The sequence below is a fragment of the Dysgonomonas gadei ATCC BAA-286 genome, assembly GCF_000213555.1.
Lineage (GTDB): Bacteria > Bacteroidota > Bacteroidia > Bacteroidales > Dysgonomonadaceae > Dysgonomonas > Dysgonomonas gadei.
Genome location: NZ_GL891979.1, coordinates 957,689 through 982,633, shown reverse-complemented (window position 1 = coordinate 982,633; position 24,945 = coordinate 957,689). Strand labels below are relative to the sequence as shown.

Genomic DNA, 24,945 nt, shown 5'->3' with positions numbered 1-24,945 from the left:
GTAAACACACGAAAATTAGCACGTTTCAGTTAACGGTCAACAGTGTCCTCACGCAGAGACGCTAAAGCGCAAAGTATAACTCATTATCTATCGTCAATTTAGGTTCATTAACTATACAATGTTAAAACCTGACACTTCTGACAAATTTTCTACTATTTCTTATCTGTCATTTTTGCATTTATTAACTATGCATAGTTAAAAGGTAACAAAGGTAACACAAAAAACAATGAATAATTAAGAATGAAAAAATCATTAAACCTTGAATTTTTAAATCTTCATATCATTTTTTCAAAGAGTTACAAGCTAGCAGCTAAAGGCTAATAGCTCACTATATAGATAAACTTTTTCAAAAAGATTAAATTTAGGGTTTGTCCTAAATTTTTTCTAGGTAGAAGCCAGAGGATATCTTTTCGGTCATGGACAAGGTTTGTCCGGATGAGGTATAATAAGTGGTAATATTTTATATTATTTTTTATTGTGTAGATGCAATTACAAAAGAATATAAAAAAATAGAGATATTAAGTAAATAGTTTTAGTGAACTACCGAAAATGTTATCTTTGTAATGAAGATCGAGGACAATTAGATGCGAACAATTATGAAGAAACTACTACTCAGGGTTCAACGAATGCTGGGTCTTAAGAAAACAGATAGAGATACTGTTATAAAGGAATATTTAGAAAAAAAGAGATAATTTCCAAAAGCGTCAAATTCTTTATTAAATTTGTCGCAAAAATATTTTTATGGAAATTTTTGAAACTTTTCTTTTGCCAAGTGCATGGATAGCTTTGCTCACGTTGGCCTTTCTTGAAATAGTATTAGGAATAGACAATATTGTGTTTTTGTCTATCATATCGTCTAAATTACCACAAAAGGAGCAGCCAAAAGCCCGTACCATAGGCTTATTGTTGGCCATGCTATTTCGTATCCTTTTATTATTTTGTATATCCTGGCTGATGAAGCTTACCAAGCCGATATTCTCATTCGACACGGCATGGTTCGACGGCTCTATTTCGGGGCAGAGCATTATAATCGGAGTAGGAGGGCTCTTTCTACTATATAAAAGTGTAACTGAAATTCATCACAAACTGGAAGGGGAGAGCGATGCTGCTCATGGGAAGTCAAAATCCGGTTTCATCGGTGTTATTGTACAGATTGTAGCTCTTGATATTGTCTTTTCGTTTGATAGTGTCCTCACTGCGGTTGGATTGGTCAGTTTCAGCGAATTCGGATATGTCGGGGCCATGACTATCATGGTTACCGCGGTTGTTGCGGCTGTTATGATTATGTTATTATTTTCCGGTCCGGTAAGTAAATTTGTAAACGAACATCCGACAATTCAGATGCTTGGACTTTCATTCCTGATACTTATAGGTGTAATGTTGTTGGTAGAATCGGCACATTTGTCTCAGATTTCAATATTTGGTACAACAGTTGGGGAAATACCGAAAGGCTACATATACTTTGCCATAGCTTTCTCTTTACTTGTCGAATTCCTGAATATGAAGTTAAGGAAGAAGTCAACTCCTGTAAAACTCAAAGATTCGGAACTGATAAAAGAAGAATAGTCTTTAAGCTATAGATTGTTATCATCATTTGCCAATCAGTTTATATACTAACAGACCAATTTACAATAAAAGAACGCCCGGTTCGTTAAATAGGTAATCATTAAAAAAGACCAGACACTTATTCTATGAAGAGATTTATACTTACATCCCTTATCGGCATATTATCAGCCGGATTTACGTTATATGCTCAATCGAAGCAGCTTATCCAAATCAATTCGGTGAAAACGAAAGAGATAGTCGATCTCAAGTATAATAACAAAAAACAACTTACCTATTTTGTAGAAAAGGGTGTTGTTACCTTTCGTGAATTTACGTTCAAATATGATAAAATTACGAACTTGCTCTCAGAGTGTATAATGAATCAGGACAGAGGGGAATTGATTACCAATTCCAGATATACTTACAATGATGGTTATATTGCTGAAGAGGTGGCAAGTTCCGGAAAACAGGTAAAGGAGAAAAAAGTAACAGACCACCTGCAAATTCATATAGATCATAAAGGACGGCTTACCAAAACCGTATTTGAAGATGGTAAACCGTGGGAAGAATTTGTATATGACGAAAATAATAATCTGGTTACATACACACAACATGGAGCAACCAACGAAGGAAGTAAGATCACTATCTTTAAATTCAACAATGACAAATCTGCTTTTCTCAATATAGAGAGTATTCCAGCGTGGTTCTGGGCATGGCATGTAAATAGTATGAGATGGTGCGGAGACTTTATCGGTAAAAATAATCCGAGCGGGTTTACGACCGAAGACCCAAGGTATGGTACAGATACTATTGAAGTTACATATGAATACGATACGGATGGGTATCCCGTAAAGCAGTTCTATAACGGAGAATTAGTCCGGGAGATGATATATAAGAATTAAAAAAAAGAATGTAAAAAAGGCGGTTAAATCAGTTCTAATCGCCTTTTTTATATTCCTTATATCATTAAGATTTTACCCAAACAGATAAAGCCCCTCCTTCGACAAGGAAATTGCCGTTACCTTCATCGTCTATTGTTATTTTCTGCTGTACGTTTCCGGTAAGGTCGTACCAAACTTCACCTTTACGGTTTATCCCCACATTCATTATCTTATCTCCGTCAATACCGTTCGACATCAGAAATACAAGTCCCGATCCGCTGTGATCTTTATCTCCCATGCGCACAAAGCCTACCGTAGAGGGATGGTTGAAATAATCTTTTTGTTCGCCATAAGCATATTTCCTCCGGGCATCCAGTAATAGATCAATGATAGGTTGATGACACGATTTTTCGCCGTTAGTACCATAATAATCACCATAAAAAATGCAGGGATATCCTTTCTCCATTAGTAGGATGAGGGCGTAAGCCGAAGGTTTGAACCAGTCTTCTATTTCCGATTCCAGAGAGCTACCCAGTTGCGAGTCGTGGTTATCCACAAAAGTGACTGCATAGTCCGGATGATGCAAAACGAGAGTATTGTCCAGTATTCTTTGCAAATCATAATCTTTGCCGAATATCGAAGCCTTATACATATTATAATGCAGAGGTACATCGAACAAATCGGTCGTTTTATTTACAGCGGAAAGATATTTTTCTAACGTCTCCAGATCCCCGTTCCAGTATTCAGCGACCGAATAGAAGTCGTCACCCCTCTCTGCTCTTACTGTTTCCAGAAATTGTTTAACAAACTTATCTTCCATGTGTTTCACTGCATCGAGACGCATACCATCCAGATTCAATTCGTTGGAAACCCATAGTCCCCAGCGGTTCAGCTCTTTTATCACTTCCGGATGGTCGAATCCGACACCGGAAAAGTGATACCAGTGCCATTTAAAGTCGGAATATTTATTCCCCCGTCCTTTGAATAAGTAACCTGTCCATGCCTGAATCTCTATTTCGTCGCTTATATCCTTGTTTCTCGCTTTAGGATCTACCTCTTTTACTTTAAATTTCTCGGTATAGTCACCTTCGGCTTTATGATTCATCACAGTATCGAGATATACTGATATTTTATTTTTATGTAACTCACCGATCATTTCTATTAATTCATCTTTTGTACCATATTTCGTTCTTACGGTACTATTCTGGTCAAATTCTCCGAGGTCGAAAAGATCGTATGTTGCATACCCTTCATCCTGCTGTTCGTCTGCCTTATATGCCGGAGGAATCCATACTGCCGTTATACCTGTTTCATGCAGATGTCTTGCATCTTGTTTTAGTTGTTTCCATAAATTTCCGTCATTTGGGAGATTCCACTCAAAGTATTGCATCATTACACCATTTTTCATAACCGGCAATGTTTATTTTTTTGTTTGTGATTTTATGTTTGATTCCCATTTAGGGAATGTCTAACGAAAATTTAAATCCAGCTTTTGGTTTTCTTAGACTAAAAGTACAAAGAAAACGCTTTTATATTCCTTTTTGTTTAACAAATTATGTATTACTGTGCATACACATGATATGTAGCCCTTATATGACAATGCGAGCCAATTGTTGATGTGAAATCTGTACTTACAGGACTTCGTTAACGAAAAAAAATAGCCTCAGAAAAACTGAGGCTATTCATTATAATAAAAGCAGATTATTCATACTCGTTCCATGCCTTGATCTCTATCTCATCGACATTCATTTTGCAGAATGCCTGGATGAAAGCAGATGCGAGGCGGGAGTTTGTAAGCAGAGGCACATTGTAGTCGATAGATGCCCTGCGGATTTTATATCCGTTGTCCAACTCATTTGTGGTAAAGTTTTTAGGGATATTTACCACAAGATCTATCTTTTTGTTCTGGATCATTTCCAGTGCACTTGGTTTCTGGTCTTCATTCGGCCAGAATACCTGAGTAGCAGGAACTCCGTTGTCTACAAGGAACTTTTGAGAACCGCCGGTTGCATACAGTTCGTATCCTTTCTGATGTAGCAGGCGTGCGGCTTGCAACAGTTCCACTTTCGATTTGGCTGGTCCGGTAGAGAACAGTACCGTTTTCTTCGGTACACGGTAACCGACCGATAGCATCGACTTGAGCATAGCATCGTAGAAATTGTCTCCGATGCATCCCACCTCTCCGGTAGAAGCCATATCCACACCCAGTACAGGGTCAGCTTTTTGCAAGCGTGAGAATGAGAACTGCGACGCTTTGATGCCTACATAGTCGAGGTCGAAGTCGTTCTTGTTCGGCTTTTCTACATTTTTGCCCAGCATCACCTGAGTAGCAAGATCGATAAAGTTTATTTTCAGTACTTTAGATACGAATGGGAATGAGCGGGATGCCCGCAGGTTACATTCGATCACTTTGATATCGTTGTCTTTTGCAAGGAACTGCATATTGAAAGGTCCCGAAATCTGTAACTCTTCGGCCACTTTCCGTGCTACCTTCTTTATCCGTCTTACAGTCTCGATATATAAGCGTTGAGCAGGGAACTGTATGGTCGCATCCCCCGAGTGTACTCCGGCAAATTCGACGTGTTCCGAGATGGCATACATCACTATCTCGCCTTTGTTGGCTACGGCATCTATTTCTATCTCTTTGGCATTTTCGATAAATTCGCTGACTACCACAGGGTGTTTTTTTGAGACTTCAGCAGCCAGTCCGAGAAAGTTTTCAAGCTCCTGATCATTAGAGCAGACATTCATCGCAGCACCCGAGAGTACATAAGACGGCCGGATGAGTACCGGATAACCAACCTCGGCTACAAAGCCTTTGATATCATCGAGCGAACTCAACTCTTTCCATCGTGGCTGATCTACTCCGATGCGGTCGAGCATGCTGGAGAACTTGTGGCGGTCTTCGGCATTGTCGATGCTTTTGGCAGTTGTGCCGAGTATGTTTACTTTTGCCGCATCTAGTCGCATTGCCAGATTGTTTGGTATCTGTCCGCCTACCGAAAGGATTACTCCATGCGGGTTTTCCAGTTCTATAATATCCATCACGCGCTCGTAAGTCAACTCGTCGAAGTAGAGGCGGTCGCACATGTCGTAGTCGGTAGATACTGTTTCGGGATTGTAGTTTATCATTACAGAGCGATACCCCTCCTTACGGATGGTTTGCAGGGCATTAACCGAACACCAGTCGAACTCTACGGACGATCCGATGCGATATGCTCCCGATCCGAGAACGATCACCGATCGGTGGTCGCCCAGATACTTCACATCGTTGGCCTTACCGTTGTATGTGATGTAGAGATAGTTGGTCTGAGCCGGATATTCGGCGGCAAGCGTATCTATCTGTTTCACACATGGTACGATTCCGTTTTCCTTGCGGATGCGGCGTACTTCGTATGATATATTTTCTACAAGGCTTGGTTCTTTGCATACGATCTTCGCTATCTGGAAGTCGGAGAATCCCATTTGTTTGGCAGAGCGAAGCAGGTCGAGTGGGAGAGACTGTATATCGTCGAATTTTTCCAGTTCCTTAGAGCATTTGAAGATATATTGCAGTTTCTGTAAGAACCAAAGGTCTATTTTGGTGAGGTCGTGTATCTGTTCTATGCTGTATCCTCTTTTCAGGGCTTCTTCTATGCAGAAGATTCGTTTGTCTGTAGGATTTTTCAGCGCATCATCCAGATTGTCGATTTCCAGAGGTTTGTTGGCCGCGAATCCGTGCATGCCGATGTTAATCATACGAAGTCCTTTTTGTATGGCCTCTTCGAATGTACGGCCGATAGCCATAATTTCACCGACAGATTTCATACTTGAGCCTATCTCTTTCGATACGCCGTGAAATTTACCCAAGTCCCAGCGAGGGATTTTTACCACCACATAGTCCAGTGCAGGTTCGAAGAAAGCGCAGGTAGATTTGGTTACTGAGTTTTTCAGTTCGAACAGTCCGTAACCTAGTCCCAGCTTGGCGGCTACAAAAGCCAGCGGGTAACCTGTTGCCTTGGATGCCAGTGCCGATGAACGGCTCAGACGGGCGTTAACTTCGATCACACGGTAGTCTTCCGATTCGGGGTCGAAAGCGTATTGTACGTTACATTCACCCACGATACCTATATGTTTCACAATGCGTATAGATAGTTCACGCAGTTTATGATATTCGGAATTAGTCAGCGTTTGCGATGGTGCCACTACGATACTTTCGCCGGTATGGATGCCGAGCGGGTCGAAGTTTTCCATGTTACACACTGTCATGCAATTGTCATACTTGTCGCGGACAACTTCGTATTCGACTTCTTTCCAGCCTTTCAGTGATTTTTCTACCAGAAGTTGTGATGAATAAGCCAGCGCTTTTTCGGCCAGCACCCGCAGTTCCTGCTCATTATCGCAGAATCCCGAGCCCAGTCCGCCAAGCGCGTATGCGGCGCGTACGATGATAGGGTAACCTAATTCCGCCGCTGCTGTCACTGCGTCTTCTATTGAGCCTACAGCATGGCTTTTGATAGTCTTTACATCTATCTGGTCTAGTTTCTTGACGAAGAGGTCTCGGTCTTCGGTATCCATAATGGCTTGTACGGGTGTTCCCAGTACACGTACATTATATTTTTCCAGAATGCCGCCTTCATAGAGTTGTACACCGCAGTTGAGGGCAGTTTGCCCACCGAAAGCGAGAAGTATGCCTTCCGGCTTTTCTTTTTGGATAACCTTTTCTACGAAGTATGGGGTGATAGGTAAGAAGTATATCTTATCGGCACTGCCTTCCGAGGTTTGTACCGTTGCAATATTGGGGTTGATAAGTACAGTTTCTATGCCTTCTTCTTTCAGGGCTTTCAGGGCTTGCGAACCTGAGTAGTCAAACTCTCCCGCTTCACCGATTTTGAGTGCTCCCGAACCAAGGACTAATACTTTTTTTACGTCTATATCCATTTTGTTTTAGTTACGAGTTACAAGTAATTTAGTGTAAAAGAATTCTAGTTTACTAGTATTTTCATTGCTAACTGTTAACTGATGACTGTTAACTGATTTATAATTTTTCTACAAACATATCGAACAAGAATGACGTATCTGTCGGACCACTGGCAGCCTCAGGGTGAAACTGGGCGGAAAAGAACGGTTTAGTCTTGTGTTTGATACCTTCGTTTGTTCCGTCATTCAGATTGATGAACAATGGTTCCCAATCCGATCCCAGAGAGGCATTTGCTACTGCAAAACCGTGATTTTGCGATGTAATGAAGCATTTGGTAGAGTCTACCATTTTCACAGGTTGGTTGTGGCTGCGATGTCCGTATTTCAGTTTGTAGATGGTTGCGCCTCCGGCTTTTGATAGTAGCTGGTTGCCCATACATATACCGCAAATAGGTTTGTTACCTTCCATCGCTTTTCGGATATTCTTAACAGTCTCTTCACAGAAATCGGGGTTTCCCGGTCCATTGGAGATGAAGAGGCCATCCCATTCCAGCTGGTTGAAGTCGTAGTCCCACGGCACGCGTATAAGTGTTACATCGCGTTTCACAAGGCAGCGGATTATATTGTGTTTTACTCCGCAATCTACCAGTACTACTTTCTTCTTGCCGTTGCCGTATGTAATCACTTCTTTACAACTGGCTATGGCTACCTGATTTTCGATGTTCGGATCGTAGAAGTCTATTTCGTCAACTCCGCTGAATACGATTTTACCTTTCATCGATCCTTTTTCGCGTAATATCTTCGTCAGTTCGCGTGTGTCTATACCGTAAATTCCCGGTACATCATTTTCTTTGAGCCATTCACCAAGGCTTTTTTTAGCATTCCAGTGAGAGTATTCGTGTGAATAATCTGAAATGATGAGTCCGTTCACTTGTATTTTTTCCGATTCGTAGAAGTCGGAAATACCATTTGTGAAAGTGTTGTCAGGAACCCCGTAGTTTCCTACAAGCGGGAAGGTGACAACAAGTATCTGTCCCAGATAAGAAGGGTCGGTAAGGCTTTCCGGATAACCTACCATAGCTGTATTGAATACAACTTCTCCGGCACTGGCTTTTTCCGAGCCGAAAGACCGTCCTTCGAAAACTGTTCCGTCGTCAAGAATTAGTTGAACTGGTTTGTCTGAATACATCTTTTTGTTTAGAATATAATTGTGACTAATAACTGATTTATAAGATAAAAAAAAAGGAACGTGATATTTGGTATATCTGTTCCTTTAGCTTGTATAATAATGTTGTATCTTTTTCTTTTTCATTTTTTCAAATATCCGATAAAACTCATGTGAATATCTGAAGCACAAAGATAGCAATAAATTATAATATCCTTCCGATTGATTGATATTATTTTGATTATATATACATTTTTTTCAAAAATGTTTTTTAAAGAACTCGTCTAGACTTTTTCTTTTCATATCTTTTTGTCATGCTGACGATAGGAAGCATCTCATTTCTCAAGAGATTTTTCACTCTGTTCAAAATGACAAAGAGGGTATTTGTTTCATAATGTTACCAGATTCAAAAAGTCTAGACGACCTCAATAACATATTTAAACGTTCAATTTGCAACACAAGCAATTCTGAAAATTACACAGAATAGAAAAAAAGATTTATATTTACATAATAAAAAAACACACTTTACTATCGGATTGACTTTATGAAGAAAGTTTTTGTCAGCGGGTGTTATGATATGCTTCACAGTGGGCATGTCGCGTTTTTCGAAGAGGCTGCCACATATGGAGATCTATATGTAGGTATAGGTTCGGATCAGACTGTGAATGAGCTTAAAGCTCGAAAAACTGTCAATAATGAACAGGAACGTCTGTATATGGTGAGTTCCCTCAAATCAGTAAAAGAGGCATGGATAAATCGTGGTTCAGGACTTATTGATTTTTTGGAAGAGATCAAACAACTAAAACCGGATATATTTTTTGTCAATAGTGACGGACATAGTTCCCTGAAGGAGCAGTTGTGTAAAGAATTGGGTATAGAATATGTTGTAAGTAAACGTGTTCCTCATGAAAATTTACCGGTTCGTTCTACCACGGCTCTACGCGAAGAGTGCCGTATTCCGTACCGTATCGATCTGGCAGGTGGCTGGCTGGATCAACCAAATGTAAGCAGCCTTTATCCGGGGCCTGTGCTGACTATATCCATAGAGCCTGATTACGAATTCAATGATCGCAGTGGTATGTCTACCAGTTCGCGGAATAAAGCCATCGAACTTTGGCAAGTGGATATCCCGCCGAGTAACAGGGAAAAATTAGCATTAACTCTTTTCTGCTTTGAGAATCCTCCCGGTACAAAGTATGTAAGCGGATCGCAGGATTCGTTGGGGATTGTTATGCCGGGGCTCAATAAATTATACTATACGGGAGATTTCTGGCCGTCGGAAATAGAAAGTGTATTGGATAACGAAATTCTTAGCTGGCTCGAAAAACATTTATGGCTGGTGCCATTATATCCTCGTCATGACAATTATGATGTGTTGTCTGAGACTAATATAACAATTGAAAATGCAAAGAAACTAAGTGCTGCAGCTCTCTCGGCATGGGATGCAATAAGAGGAAAGGATATTCAGAAATTAGGAAAGGCTGTAAAAAACAGCTTCGATGCCCAGATACTTATGTATCCGCATATGGTAAACAGTGATATATTCAAGGTATTGGATAAGTATAAAGATAAGGCGTTAGGCTGGAAACTTAGTGGTGCAGGAGGTGGAGGTTATCTAACATTCGTTAGCGAAATGCCGATAGAGAATGCGATTCAGATACGTATACGCCGTGGGGATAATTTTTAACAGGATATAATTTGGGAAAATAAGGCAAGATAATATCAAACTTTATATAAGGCTTATATATTTTGTTCTCCGTAAAAACTAATGTGTAAGAAAAAATAAAGGTATGAAAGCAATAAAAAAGGGAGTGTCTGACTCCCTTTCGCATTATCATATGTTTGTCTTCTTTTCGATCCTTTCCGTTTTCCTTGATCTGCAAATAAAACAATGAAATTTGTTTTTTGTTTTTAGAGTTGGTTAGAAGTTTACAATAATTAAGTATCTTTATAAGATAGGCTCAGAAATCATTATTTTCTATATTGTGCTTTTCTCTATATGCCTTTGGCGGCATGCCGTAACGTTGAGAGAATAGTTTATAAAAACTTCCTCTGTTGTTGAATCCCGACTGATAGATAACTTCATCGACAGAAATGTTTGTCTTGATAAGTAAGCCTTCTGCTATCTTCAATTTATAATCTCTTATCAGACTTCCCGGGCCATTCTTATATACGACGTCTATTTTTCTGTATAGTTGGCGTACACTTACATTGAGCTGAGATGCCAGTTCCTCGGTCGAAAATGCATGGTTTTTGATGTTCTCATCTATTACTTGCAGTGTCCGTTCATAGAACTCTTTATCTTCGCGATGTAGAATCTGCCCTTCTTCAATTTCGAAAGCGCTTAATGCTGAATTATAATATTCTTTTGTTTCTTCTTCCCTTTTTAACAGGCGGCTGACAGCTTTTTTCAGGTATTGGACATCGAACGGCTTTGAAATATACATATCTACCCCTGCATCAAGCCCTTCAAGCTGGTCTTCTGTATAATTTTTGCCCGATAAAATAATAATCGGAATATGGGAAGTCACCCGCGATTCTTTTAGCATGCGTACAAGGTCGAAGCCACTCCGTCTGGGCATCATTACATCAGATATAAGAAGATTTATCTTTGTTTTGGATAATATATCCTCTATTGTATCCGGATCGTTTACCGGAATAACATTATACTGGTCTTTCAGTATTTCGCACACAAACCATAGTATCTCGATTTCATCGTCCACAACAAGAATTGTCGGACGTGATTTTACAATATTGAATTCAGGTAGTATAATTTGTTTTTTCTCCGGTATTTGCATTGGAATACCGGATGCAATTCTGGAAGATTCAAGAGCTTTGTTGGTAAGTTCATGCATAGGGAGTTCGACCGTAAAACATGTGATCTGTCCGGGGGTACTTTTTACCTGCATGTCTCCACCAAGTAGTTTTACTGTACTGTGGCAGATAGAAAGTCCTAATCCGTTGCGGGAAAACAGGCGGCTGTTGTGCCTGCTTTCAAGGTTATCCAACACCCGGTAACGGTCGAAAATTAAGGGCAAATCTTCCGGGCTGAATCCTTTTCCCGTATTGGATACGGAAGTGACAAGCTTTTGATCTTTGACGAAAATATCGACATTGATATTACCACTATCCGGAGTATATTTGAAAGCATTTGAAACCAGGTTTGTCAATATTTTTGAATAGCATCCCGGATCGGTTTGCCATATGAGCTTCTTTTCTATATTTACATTGTAATTTGTTTGCTTACTATCAGATAATAGCCTGAACGATGATAATATATTTCCTGCAAACTCTTCTATCTCAACTTTCTCTATAACCACCTGAGTGTGCCCGGTATCTATCCTGCGGAATTCAATAAGTTCCTGGATCAGGCCGTTCAACCTTTCCGCATTGCGGTGTATTAAGGTTGCATAATCGTATACGGGGGATGACTTGTCAACAGAAGAAAGTATGTGGTCGCAAGGACCGTAAATAAGAGTCAGAGGCGTACTGAACTCGTGGGTTATATTGGTAAAGAAGCGTAATTTCGACTCATAAATTTCTTCCGTTTTCTTTTGTTCCATTTTTTCGAAGACCCGGTGTTCTTTGCGTTTTACTTTGCGCCTGTATGATAATATGATGAATAAGGCTACGGAACCTGTTATTATCGCATAGATAATGTAGGCCACAGTAGTCATATACCATGGCGGAAGAATCCGTATATATTGTGTGTAGACAGGTTGATTCTCGAAAATGTTGTTGGCTGAGAAGCGTACTTTCAACAGGTATTCTCCGGGAGCCATATTAGTAAACGTAACACTGTTCGAAGTCCCGTTATCAATCCATTTGTCACTATGGCCACTCAGCAAATACTGGTAAGTATACTTGTGTCCGTTGACATAATCCGGTGCAACAAATGACACGGTAAAGAAATTCTGATTGTGTGGCAGTTCCAGTATATCTTTTTGATCTCTTGTTTTAATATAGTCTGCTATCTCTACCTCTTTTCCGTATATGCTGAGGCTGTTAAAGTAGAAGTTCGGTGTGAAAACAGGTGCTTTTGTCTGGTTGCTGCGGATGGAAACAAATCCGTCGATACCCCCAAAAAACATTATCTGTTTGCGAGGGCATATATAATAGGCATTATCACTGAACTCCTGCACAGACAGATTGTTGGGGTTGCTATAATTCGTGAATACTTTTGTCCGGGGATCGAATCTGGCGAGTCCCTTATTCGTACTCAGCCAGAGATAATCCTGCGAATCTTCCACGATTCCATGTATAGTGTTATTGGGAAGCCCCGATTCGGTATTATAATTAATATATTCCAGTTTGTCCTTTCCCACTTTTGTTATCCGGCAAAGTCCGAAACTGGTACCCAGCCACAATGTTTTATGGCTATCGCGATATATTACAAGTATATCATTAACCAACTGATTTTCACCATTGGTTAGTTTATAGAACGTTTTTTCCTCCGTTTCCAGGTTAAATCTGACCAGGCCTTCGCCTCTGCTCCCGATCCATAAAATAGAATCATTTTCTATCTCAGTATCATAAATTACATTTTCTGTCTGGAAAAACCTGAAATGGTCCATCTTTTCTATCCGTGGAACACCGTTTGTAAATGCCAGTTTTATACGGTGTAGTCCGTCTCCGGAAGTCGTTACCCACAGGGTGTTTGCGTCTTGCTCGGTTGCCGAACATAGAAAATATAATGGTTTACTTCCGGGGGGCTGTGATAGGGTGTGTATTCGTTTGTCGGAATAAGAATAATAATTGATACCCGGCCCGCCGCTTATGATCCATAGTAAGTTATGCCTGCTTTCTACAAGATTGAATATTGAATTATTGGCAAGAGCAGAGTTCTGTATGTGAAAATGATTCACTTTTTTATCGGGAAGTGGTTCATCCGGATTATAATCGGGAAAACAAAAAAGTCCGTCACCTTTTGTCCCTATCCATAAATTATTATCAGCATCCAGTGTTACAGACCGTACCGGAACTTTTGCCTGAGGATAGAATTCGTATAACATCGAAGAGCGTATCGTGTAATCTTCTTCCGAATATATATATACTCCGTAACCATCAGTACCTATCAGCACAATTTGCTGTACCGGATCATAGGCCATATTAAAAATGCCATAGTTGAGTGTAGTACGTTCTATATATGGTTTGTTTCCGGGATGAGGATCGCGCCTTATCACTTTAAGCCCATCATTAATGAAAGCAATAAAGATGTCGTCACCTGCTATCAGGGCATCTCTCATGCTCTCTTTAGGTGGAATTTCCGCACCAATATTCATTACAAATTCTTTGATACCTGTGTTGATGTCAAGGGTATATAGATCGAACCGGGCATCTACAAAAACGACATTCGTACCTTTTTCGAAAGCCCATCTGACAGCGGCATCATGTTCGTAATCCATCAAACGGTAGGTTCCGGTTATGATCCCGTTTTCCTTTATTATTTTATAGCGCATTATCTGTCCCATAGAACCAAATACCCAGATAATATTATCCTTACAGATAGAAAAACATTGTGTCCTATAGGGTATTACTCCCGGAGTATGTATTTTGTGAAACCGGCCATCGGATTTGTTATATACAGCAATCGAATCATTTTCGGAAAGGACAAAAAAAGTCCCGTCCGGGCTTTTCGCCTGCCAATATATAGTTCTCATATCAGGATGATTCTCGAATGTGCCTGATTTGGAATTGAATAGGCATAATCCCTGATTCGTCTTTAGCCAGAGCATACCGGGATCGGTTTCTGTGATGTGTCTTATTACATTTCCCGGTAAGGAATTGTTGTGGCTTGTTGGCAGGTAATTTTTAACCGAAGAGCCATCGTAACGATTGAGTCCGTCATAAGTAGCAAACCACATAAATCCGTAACTATCCATTGTTACAAATCTCACCGCACTCGAAGAAAGTCCGTAGCGGGAAGATATATGTTGAATGTTATATGCATATCCGTTAATATTCGTACAAATGGCAAGTATTGCGATTATTATCAGGCCCGAAATTTTTTTCATATCAAGTAATAGATATACGAAATAAGGTTTTTTGCAAATATAGTTTATTAAGACAAGCTTTACCTAATTCTCCCCTCAGTATTATGTCAAGGTATATGCGTATATCTGCCATTTTAGTCCGTTTTTCTGCCATGCATCTTTGCTGACAATTATTACAGAAATGCGGACAAGGGGATGCCATAGCTTCCTTAATTTTGTTCAAATTAACATTTAATCTAATTCACACTCAAAAACCATTGAAAAGAAAAATTTATTATTATGAAAAACCATTATTATTTATGAAAAAGAACAAACTAAGAAACAGACTTAGACAGTTTCTGTCATTAAGTATGGCTATCGCTTTATTTCTGACAGTAAATGTGGTGACTGCACAAAACGGTCAGCAGACAAAAGTGACCATTTCAGGTACTGTTACTGCTAGTGGTGAACCTGTAATAGGCGCTGTAGTGGCGGTAAAAGGAACAACTACGGGAACAATAACCAGTGACAAGGGAGAATATACGATCAATGCGGCCGGCAATGATATACTGGTATTCTCATCTATCGGCTATATTTCGCAGGAAATCCCCGTAGGCCGGCAAACGAGAATCGATGTTGTTCTCGAAGACAATGTTATCAATCTGGAAAGCGTAGTAGTTGTAGGCTATGGTACACGTAAGCGCTCCGATCTCACAGGAGCGGTTAATGTTATGGGTGAGCAAACTATCCGTGCTACTCCTGCCGCAAATATCGCGATGGCTCTGCAAGGGGCCGGGGCTGGTGTGAACATACAGCGTAGCGGCGGTTCCACACATCCGGGACATACTCCCGAAATCCGTATCCGCGGAACCCGTTCCATAGCTGCGGGTAACGATCCTCTTTTGGTTGTGGATGGTATTCCTTACGAATTAAGCATGATGAACAATATCGCGCCCGAGGACATTACCTCGGTTACTGTACTTAAAGATGCATCATCAACTGCTATTTACGGATCGCGTGGAGCCAATGGCGTTATACTTGTTTCTACCAAACGCGGGTCGGAAGGTACCAAGGCTGTTGTAAACTATAATGGATATATTGGTTTCAGTAAACCGCTGGGTTTCTACGATGTTATGAAATCTGAAGACTATATGCAATTGCGCAAATGGTCTATGTATAATCGTTATAAAAACGCAGAAAATTATACAGGAGTAGATGATCCGAGAGTGATGCAAAAAGTATTTGAAGGAGGTCTTGATGGTGAAATAGAAGGTTATGAAAGAGGTGTAGACACTGACTGGCAGCGAGAATTGTATGACAAAAACCCTGTGATGACAAATCATCAGATAAGCTTATCGGGCGGAACAAAAAATACACAGTATGCGGCATCGTTGGGATATTATAAATCGACGGGTGTATATGACCTGCAGTCGATGGAGCGTACAACCCTCAAATTGTCTATAGATCATACAATAAACAAATACCTGAAATTTGGGCTGAATACATTGAATACCTATTATATCAGCAGAGGGGAAAGCCTGAATCCGATGGGTGATGCCCTTAGCCTCAGCCCGTTGTTGTCGCCATACATGGATGATGGTACAATCCGGGAAAAGGTGCATCCGAACGACCTTATGAGCAATCCTTTAATGGATCTTCGCAAGGATGCGATTCAGGATGACCGCAAAAGGCTATCGACATTTACGACAGGTTATCTGGAAGTGGATTTCACTCATGGATTCAAATACAGGCTCAATGCTGGAGTACAACTTTCTTCTACCACGCTGCAACGTTACTATCAGAAAGGAACAAGTAAGCGCCGCCAGTCATCTAACTACGGGTATAACGAATCTAATTCTCTGACTGATTATACTATTGAGAACCTGTTAACCTATGACAAGAAGTTGGATAAGCACAATCTTAATCTTACGGCTATGTTTAGTGCCGAAGAAAGAGAAGCTCAGGAATTCGATCTGAATTACGAAAATGTACCGACCAATCAGGTGGGTTACTACAATCCGGGTACGGCTGAGAATCATAAGGGAAACGGAGATTATAATAAATGGAGTATGCTATCTTATATGGGGCGTATCAATTACGACTACGACTCCCGTTATTACCTTACAGCAACGCTGCGTACCGATGGTTCATCACGTTTGGCAAAAGGTAATAAATGGCACTATTTCCCGTCTGCCGCTTTGGCTTGGAATATCGGCAATGAAAAGTTTATGAGCGGGACTTCTCACATATTGTCGCAGTTGAAACTGAGACTAAGTTATGGAGAAGTAGGTAACACTAATGTGAGTCCTTACGATACTATGGGCGACATGACCAGCAATAAGTATATCTTCGGGTCACAGGGTGTACTCGGATACTATCCTACTGCTGCCTCTAACAGTGATCTGAAGTGGGAGCGTACCGCCAGTTATAACGCTGGTATAGATTTAGGTTTTCTTAATAACCGCTTTTCGGGATCAATTGAGGTTTACAAACAATTCTCCAACAACCTGATGATGAAATTTACCCCTCCGGCGACAAGCGGAGTAAGCACGCAAATTCCTTACAATGTGGGTGAAACGGAAAATGTCGGATTTGAATTCGCAGCCCGTGTACACGTTTTCGACGGTGATGGTAAAAATAAATTCCAATGGACTTCCGATTTCAATATTTATTTTAACAGGAACAAGGTTGTTCAGCTGACCGAAGGTGTAGACAAACTGATTTCAGACAACCTTTTTGTCGGTCATCCCTTAGGATCTTTTTACGAATATGTAGGGCTTGGTATCTGGCAGGATACACCAGAGGACAGGGCGCTTGCAGAAAGTTACGGACTCAAGACTTCCGGCGACGACTCGGTGATAGGAACTATTAAGGTAGCGGATATAAGCGGCCCTGACGGTGTTCCTGATAATGTAATTAATGATCTTGACCGCAAAATAGTAGGTAGCCATCAGGCAAACTTTGAAGGTGGATGGACAAATAGTCTGGCCTATAAGAACTTTGACTTCACTGTGGTTATGAATTTCCGTCAGGGAGGCAAGCTTAGGTCAGACCTTTATGGTGGAGGGCAAAACTCTTTGATGGGAGGTTATTACAACAACCTGAATGTAGATTACTGGACTCCTGAGAATACAGGCGCCCGCTGGCCTGCTCCGAATAACAAGGTACAGAGTATACCGTACAAAGGCACGCTTACGCTGTTTGATGCCTCTTATCTCAAGATACGGACGCTTACTTTGGGATATTCCTTACCGGATAAACTGCTTAAGACAGTAGGGGTGAGCAAGGCCCGTGTTTATTCCACAGCGACAAATCCATTCACGTTCTTTTCCGAATATGTAAATAAATATAAAGGGCTTGATCCGGAAACCAACCGGGTGATGGGTACTGTAATACCTCCATCATGGCAAATGTTATTCGGTATTAATATAACCTTTTAAGGTCGCAGACCTTTTTATTACATAGCTGAGTAAATAAAATAAGATTACTATAACTCAAAAATGTATTATAAAACATATTCATTTACTTAATTGTGAGACAACAATGAAAAAAATAATATATTTATTAGCCTGCCTTCCGCTATTTATTATGATGGCATGCGGCGATTTTCTGGACGAAGAAAATCACTCGAAGATGACACCTGAGTCATTCAGTACACCACAAGGTTTCGAACTTGGATTGAACGGCGTATATGGTGGAATGAGAGCCTTTTATGGACCTATCAGTGCTATTCATATGATAACTGTGCCCGGAACCGACGAATTCTATAGCCGTTCTTCGGGCGACATCTATAATTTTGGTAATTATACAACGAATTATAAGCCTAATTCCGGTTATATTTATGACTATTGGAGAAGTTCATATACCCTGATTAATACTTGTAATGGCCTTGTTCACTTCGGCGAAAGTATGACTGATATTCCAGAAGCCAAAAAGATAACCATGCTGGCTGAGGCCAGATTTTTCAGGGCATTGCTTTATTTCCGTTTGGTGCAGTTTTTCGGCGATGTGACATTGAACCGCACATACAACGACGTTGTGGTGAAAACAGCTAAGCGTGACCCGATGGCCGATGTTTACGACTTTGTTGTCGAAGACCTGCTGTATTGTACAACTCCCGGTAATCTGCCTGCCGGCCCTAAAGATACCCAGCCCGGACGTGTTACCCAGGCATTAGCCCGTCATCTTCTGGCAAAAGTATATCTTACACGTGGATGGAGTAGCGCAGCTAAAGCCACCGATTTTCAGAATGCATATGATATAGCAACAAAGCTGATAGAGGATGGAGACCGGACAGGGGTTAAACTGATGGGAAAATATGAAGATATTCATAAACCCGGAAATGAAAACAATCAGGAAATACTCTTTAATGTGCAAATGACAGACGACCCTATTTATGGTGTTCCGGAAAAGGATTCGGGTATGAATAACCTTGCTCATATTTTTGTTGCAGGCTACTTTAACTTTAATGGTAGCGGCAATATTCAGCAGATAGAGGACGGACGTGTTTACGCGCGTTATCACGGAACCACTTGGCTATACAACACGGTTTTTGGTGATATAGACAAAGACTCACGTTATCATGGCACCTTCCAAAGCAAATGGACAGCTCCCATTGATTTCAGTAATAAAAAGCAGGAATTCTATGTCGGTGAAAACAAGTATTCTGCAATCAGAAGTGGCGCAAAAGGCGAGCTTGCAGGCTATCTCCCGGGTAAGAATATGACCAAAGAGGAGATAGAGTCGGCAAATTACTATATACTTACTCCGGAGAATTATACCGATCCTAACTTCCCTACAATGAAGAAATATTTGGACCCTAACCGGACAAGCCTTTCATTCGACTCCCGTCGTACAATTATCGTGTACCGTCTGGCGGAAACGTATCTTATTGCCGCCGAAGCGGCTTTCAAACTCGGAAATAATTCGACTACCGACGGAGCAGCCTATTATATCAACGAACTTCGTAAGAGGGCTGCCTCGAAGACCGAATATGTTAATGACCTGATGATTTCCGCAGCGGATGTAACCATCGATTATATTCTGGATGAAAGAACACGTGAGCTTTGCGGCGAACAGTTGCGCTGGCTCGACCTTGTACGCACAAAGAAATTGGTAGAACGGGTGCGGAAGTATGGTTTCTTCACCACAAAATGGACAAATCATACCTTACCTAAAGATAATATACAGGATTTCCATGTATTACGTCCGATCCCTCAGAAACAGATAGAGTCTGTTATTGTAGGGGATCCTTATCCGCAACAACCTAACGGATGGGATAAAATGTAAATCCTTTCAGTAAATCATACAGGCGTATGGGTTTGGTGTACGCCTGTATCAGATTTTGAGATTCATGTAAGGGCATTCTGAAAATACAAAACTGAAAATAGAGGCAATATTAATGCCCTAAGAATTGACATCAATAAATAAAAAAGATAATGAGAGTTTGTTATAAGTATTTAATTTTTACGTTTTTAATTCTGATATTTTGTGAATCGGCGTTTTCTCAGGGACGCGGGTATCTCCTTTCTTTAAAATCTGGTATGGGACATGGAGGAACAGCCCAATGGCTCATGAAAAAGGCAGGAAATGTCGGCGATAGGGCAGAAGATGTTTCCAGCGTCGGATATGGTACAAAGGGATGGGCAGAAGCGATTGTTCCCGGTACAGTACTCAATTCGCTGGTGGCCCAGGGACTCTATCCAGAACCCTATTTTGGCCTGAATAACAAAATAACAAGTGGATTAATCCCCGATTTGAGTACCGCAGGGCGTGATTTTTACACCTATTGGTTTCGTACCGAGTTTGACGGGCTTGAATGCGTGAAGGGCGAACGTATGTGGATGCAGGTCGATGGAATAAACTACCGGGCCGAACTTTGGCTCAATGGTAAGATGGCCGGCAATATAGCCGGAATGTTCCGTCAGGAATTCATCGATATAACAGACTATATCAATTCGGGTAACAAGAATGTGCTTGCAGTAAAAGTATATCCTGTAGATGAACCGGGCGGCCCGCGTGAAGGCGTTTCCAAATCGTGGGGGGCAATAGGCGAATTCCGCAATGGGGGTAATGGGGAAATTGGCAAGAATGTAACAATGCTCATGACGGTAGGTTGGGATTTTACCTACCTCGATGGTATTCGCGACCGTAATACGGGGATATGGAAAGATATCAGTTTCTTTAAAACAGGGGAAGTTACGCTTAACCATCCCTTCGTGAAGAGCGATTTGCGAAAACCCGGTTATGACCATTCCCGCCAGACCGTAAGTATAGAATTGCATAACCCCGGATTCAGAACGCAAAAAGTGAAGATAAAAGGTGAAATACTGGGTGAAGACATTACTTTTGAAAAAGAGGTTGAAATTTTACGTGGGCTGACCAAAACAATAGAATTCAACGCTACCGATTTTCCTCAGTTAGCTATAGACAAACCCCGTCTCTGGTGGCCTGTCAATAAAGGTCCGCAGGAACTATATACCCTTTCTGTAAAAGCGGAAGTAGGGGGAAAACTTTCTGATTCGATAACGACCCGTTTCGGTATCAGGGAAATCACATCACATACGGATACTCCCGATAAGTCGCGTACATTCAGGGTGAACGGAAAAGATATCTTTATCAAAGGGACTAACTGGTTGCCGGAAAACATGCTGCGTATGTCTGACGAGCGAACTTATGCGGAGCTACGCTATACAGCACAATCGGGCGTAAACCTGATTCGCTTCTGGGGTGGCGGTATCACAGAATCTGACTACTTTTTCGATCTGTGCGATGAGCTGGGAATAATGGTATGGAAGGAATTCTGGATGACAGGTGATACGAAGCACCCTATCGACAGGGCCCTACATTTGCAGAATGCGGAATCGACCGTTAAACGTGTACGGAATCATCCGTCACTGGCTTATTATGTATGTTCGAATGAATCAACCGAAATGTCCGGTCTCGAAGAATTACTTCAGCGGATAGACGGCACACGCGGTTACCAGATGGAATCGGAATGTTGCGGGATACACGATGGCAGTCCATATAAAACGGTCAATCCGATGAGGCATTATGAAAACACGGCATCCGAACGTGGCAGCCGGGTAGACGGGTTCAATCCCGAATATGGCGCGCCGTGTCTCCCTACTGTTGAATGCCTGCGTGAAATGATGCCGGAAAAAGACCTCTGGCCAATCAATACGGAGGTATGGGATTATAGTGATGGAAATGGATTTCACCAGATGTCGTCACTCTATGTAGACTTGGTGGATGAGTACGGAAAGTCGGAAAGCATAGACGAATTCGCGATGAAAGGGCAATTTGTAGGAGCAATGAGTTACAAAAGTATCTGGGAGGTCTGGAACTATAATAAACTGAATTATGGAGACCGTTACACTTCCGGTGTCCTTTTCTGGTATCACAATTCTCCTGTCCGTCAGGTTTGCGGGCGTATGTGGGACTGGTCGCTCGAACCTACGGCAGCGCTCTATGCGGCGGCAAATGCATGCGAACCGTTACACCCTCAGTTCGACTATCTGAAAAATACCGTATCGGTGATAAACGACTATTATAAAGCCTTTTCCGGTTATAAGGTTACAGCTGAAGTTTTCGATATCAACTCAAAACAAGTATGGAAAAATCAGGCTTCGATAGATCTTCCCGAAGATGGGGCTGTAAATGACGTATTTAAGATTGATTTTCCTGAGAATATTTCACCCGTCCATTTTATCAAACTACGCCTTTTCGATAACACGGGAAAGGAAGTGGGCAGTAACTTCTACTGGCGTTCCACGAGCGTATATGAAGGGATGAAGTCTATGACAGGACCTACGACTGCAGGTTTCCAAAGCATAAAAGACCTTGCTCCAGCTAAAGTGTCGATGAAATACAAAACCCGTGTAAGCGAAGGAAAGCATTATATAGACATCGAGCTGAAAAACACGAACCGTTCAATTGCGTTCTTCACACAATTGCAATGGCTCGACCGGGCAGGCAAGCCTGTACGTCCTTCGTATTATACCGATAACTTCTTTAGTATGATGCCGGGAGAAAGCCGCAGCATAACAATAGAGACAGATAAAAAGAATCTTCCGGCAGATAATTATTCATTGATTCTGAAGGGTTTTAATGTTTCTCCGGTGAAAAATACTATTTTAGTAAAATGAAGAATATAATCTGATTTTAGAAAAACACTTTATCTATATAGTATTAACTTATAGTTCTTTGAAATAAATTTTAATATACTGGTTAACTCGGATAGGGCAAACGCATCAAAATTCATAAAGCTGTTTTCAACCTCCTATAGGGGCGTATTGCATACGCCCAGTTGTGATATTTTGTTATGCGGGCGTATGCAATACGCCCCTACAGGCCTTCGATAGAAGTTGAATAATTTGATGCGTTTGCCCTGTAACTCGGAAGTGACAAGTAGAAAACGGGAACGAAGATGTTACCTTTGTTACCTTTTTAGAAATTTTTGCAGGGGCTATATCTTGTATTTACCTCCTTCTCGAGTGAGAGGTAGGTGCAAGAGTGCCCCCCTGCAAGAATGGAAAAAGTAACTAAGTTGCGTCAAGGCTATAATGAGGGTTTGATGACTTGCTGTAGGGGCGTAATATTTTACGCCCGAATATGGGAATGATGCTATTAAAGCGGGCGGATGATAATTCACCCCTACAACAAGCCACTAATTATAAAACGTTATTTTTTTTGTTGACATGATACTAGAATAATAATGAAAAAGGTGTTACATGTGTTACTTTTTAACAAGTAATGAGTTTTAAGTAATAAGTTGGAAGTTATATGAGATACGAGTAGACAAGACACGGGATACAAGTTGTTAATCGTTAACTGACGAGATACTTCGCTCCACTCAGTATAACAATCAAATTATTAATTGTTCATTCTTAATTATTAATTGATTTTTCTGTTACTTCTGTTACCTTTTAACTATATATTGTAAATGAAGTTTAATTTAATAAGAGTTTGACTCGAAAAATTGTTAAATGTTGGTAGATTCGAAAATGTGAATATGTTACTTTCTGCGGTGTGATTAAATATGAAAAACAGAATTTAAATAATAAATATATATGGAACGAAGAAAATTTTTACGTAATGCGGGCATGCTGGGACTGGCTTCAATTGCAAGCAGCAGTATATCGGCAGGGGAAACAATATCCTCACAGACTATATCCCGGAAAGAGGGTATAAAAGTAGACGATCAATGGGATGTTATTGTTGTCGGAGGTGGCCCTTCGGGATGTGCTGCAGCCACCGCTGCCGCACGCGAAGGAGCGAAAACTTTACTGATAGAAGGTACCGGAGCTCTTGGAGGAATGGGGACTTCCGGCCTGTTGAATGCATGGTGTCCTTTTACGGATAAGGAAAAGATTATTTATAAAGGGATAGCGGAAAAGGTATTCTTGGAAGCTAAAAAAGGAGTTCCTCACGTAAAAGGAGATGACTGGGTTCCGATCAACTCGGAATACCTGAAAGTGGTGTATGACGATCTGGTAACTTCGGAAGGGGTATCCGTTCTGTTCTTTACTACTATGGCTGCTGTGGAAATGAAGCAGGACGGAGTGGTCGACGCTATCATTGTGGGAAATAAGGCGGGGCTTACCGCATACAAAGCCAAACTGTTTATAGACTGTACGGGCGATGGCGATCTAGCGGCATGGGCCGGAGCTAAATTTGATACAGGCGACGGTAAGGGTGCTGTTCAGGAGGGTACGCTGTGCTTCGCACTGGCGAATATTGATCCGTATCAATTTTCGCTGATCGGTAGTGTGCATACCAGCAGGAAGGATGGCCCTATACATGAAATGCTAAAGTCGGGAAAATACGATCTGATAAAGGATAGTCATATCAATGACAAATATGCAGGGCCCGGATATCTGGCTTTTAATGCGGGTCATGTAACGGTGGATAGTACTAATCCGGTCTCACTCTCATCGGCAATGATGGTTGGCCGTAAAATAGCCCGGCAGTTTCAGGAAGGACTGGCCGAGTATGAACCGAAAGTATTCGCGGCTTCCTATCTCGCTACCACAGGCTCTTTGATGGGTATTCGCGAAAGCCGCCGCATTAAATGCGATTATACTTTTACAGTCGAAGACTGGCAGGCACGCAGAGAGTTTGAGGATGGTATCGGGCGTAACTCTTATTATATAGATATACATAAAAGCGATGCAAAAGAATATAAACGCTATGGAAAAGGAGAATCGCACGGTATACCTTTCAGAAGCCTTCTTCCGATAGGACTTAAAAATGTATTTGTGGCGGGGCGTTGTATCTCTACCGACCATTATGCACATGGCAGTCTGCGGGTAATGCCCCCATGTCTGGTTACGGGAGAAGCTGCAGGTGTAGCTGCCGGACAGATTTTTAAATCAACGACCCCCGATGTTCATAATGTTGATATTACTAAACTCAGGAGCCGCCTGAAAGAGGTCGGGCAATTATTATAATTGTTAGAGACTGTTTAAGTTTTATTTACACC

At 41.2% G+C, this 24,945-nt stretch carries 11 protein-coding genes; 7 read left to right on the top strand and 4 right to left on the bottom strand.

Translation table 11 applies throughout. The features are described 5' to 3' along the window. Positions 1–741 precede the first annotated feature (741 nt). Positions 742–1,566, top strand: a complete 825-nt coding sequence (locus HMPREF9455_RS03705) for a TerC family protein (RefSeq protein WP_006798261.1) — start codon at positions 742–744, stop codon at positions 1,564–1,566. Between the two features lie 125 nt (positions 1,567–1,691). Beyond that, positions 1,692–2,447 carry a hypothetical protein gene (locus HMPREF9455_RS03700; protein ID WP_006798260.1) on the top strand — a complete coding sequence of 252 codons (756 nt, stop codon included), beginning with the start codon at positions 1,692–1,694 and terminating at the stop codon, positions 2,445–2,447. Positions 2,448–2,511: 64 nt separating this feature from the next. Here HMPREF9455_RS03700 and HMPREF9455_RS03695 read toward each other — a convergent pair whose 3' ends face one another. The 3 genes from HMPREF9455_RS03695 to carA form a co-directional block, all read right to left on the bottom strand. Further along, positions 2,512–3,834 carry an alpha-amylase gene (locus tag HMPREF9455_RS03695; RefSeq protein ID WP_006798259.1) on the bottom strand — a complete coding sequence of 441 codons (1,323 nt, stop codon included), beginning with the start codon at positions 3,832–3,834 and terminating at the stop codon, positions 2,512–2,514. A 293-nt stretch (positions 3,835–4,127) separates the two neighbouring features. Then, complete coding sequence (gene carB / locus HMPREF9455_RS03690; RefSeq protein ID WP_006798258.1) at positions 4,128–7,346, bottom strand: carbamoyl-phosphate synthase (glutamine-hydrolyzing) large subunit; 3,219 nt, start codon at positions 7,344–7,346, stop codon at positions 4,128–4,130. Between the two features lie 97 nt (positions 7,347–7,443). Next, entirely contained in the window at positions 7,444–8,514 is a 1,071-nt protein-coding gene (gene carA / locus HMPREF9455_RS03685) for a glutamine-hydrolyzing carbamoyl-phosphate synthase small subunit (protein WP_006798257.1), read from the bottom strand. A gap of 520 nt (positions 8,515–9,034) precedes the next feature. Here carA and HMPREF9455_RS03680 point away from each other — a divergent pair. Further along, positions 9,035–10,177, top strand: a complete 1,143-nt coding sequence (locus HMPREF9455_RS03680) for an adenylyltransferase/cytidyltransferase family protein (protein ID WP_006798256.1) — start codon at positions 9,035–9,037, stop codon at positions 10,175–10,177. 274 nt (positions 10,178–10,451) lie between these two features. On the opposite strand, the gene HMPREF9455_RS03675 is transcribed toward HMPREF9455_RS03680, so the two are convergent. Further along, the gene (locus HMPREF9455_RS03675; protein WP_006798255.1) at positions 10,452–14,504 is read right to left on the bottom strand and encodes a hybrid sensor histidine kinase/response regulator transcription factor; all 4,053 of its coding nucleotides are present in this window, start codon (positions 14,502–14,504) and stop codon (positions 10,452–10,454) included. 278 nt (positions 14,505–14,782) lie between these two features. On the opposite strand from HMPREF9455_RS03675, the gene HMPREF9455_RS03670 reads away from it, so the two are divergent. The 4 genes from HMPREF9455_RS03670 to HMPREF9455_RS03655 all read left to right on the top strand — a co-directional run bounded on the left by HMPREF9455_RS03670 (position 14,783) and on the right by HMPREF9455_RS03655 (position 24,913). Next, positions 14,783–17,902 (top strand): SusC/RagA family TonB-linked outer membrane protein, encoded by a 3,120-nt coding sequence (locus tag HMPREF9455_RS03670; RefSeq protein WP_006798254.1) that lies wholly within the window; start codon positions 14,783–14,785, stop codon positions 17,900–17,902. A gap of 103 nt (positions 17,903–18,005) precedes the next feature. Further along, positions 18,006–19,751 (top strand): RagB/SusD family nutrient uptake outer membrane protein, encoded by a 1,746-nt coding sequence (locus HMPREF9455_RS03665; protein WP_006798253.1) that lies wholly within the window; start codon positions 18,006–18,008, stop codon positions 19,749–19,751. A gap of 149 nt (positions 19,752–19,900) precedes the next feature. Beyond that, complete coding sequence (locus tag HMPREF9455_RS03660) at positions 19,901–22,609, top strand: glycoside hydrolase family 2 protein (protein ID WP_006798252.1); 2,709 nt, start codon at positions 19,901–19,903, stop codon at positions 22,607–22,609. Positions 22,610–23,533: 924 nt separating this feature from the next. Next, positions 23,534–24,913, top strand: coding sequence for an FAD-dependent oxidoreductase (locus tag HMPREF9455_RS03655; RefSeq protein ID WP_006798251.1), 1,380 nt, complete (start codon positions 23,534–23,536; stop codon positions 24,911–24,913). The last annotated feature ends 32 nt before the right edge of the window (positions 24,914–24,945 follow it).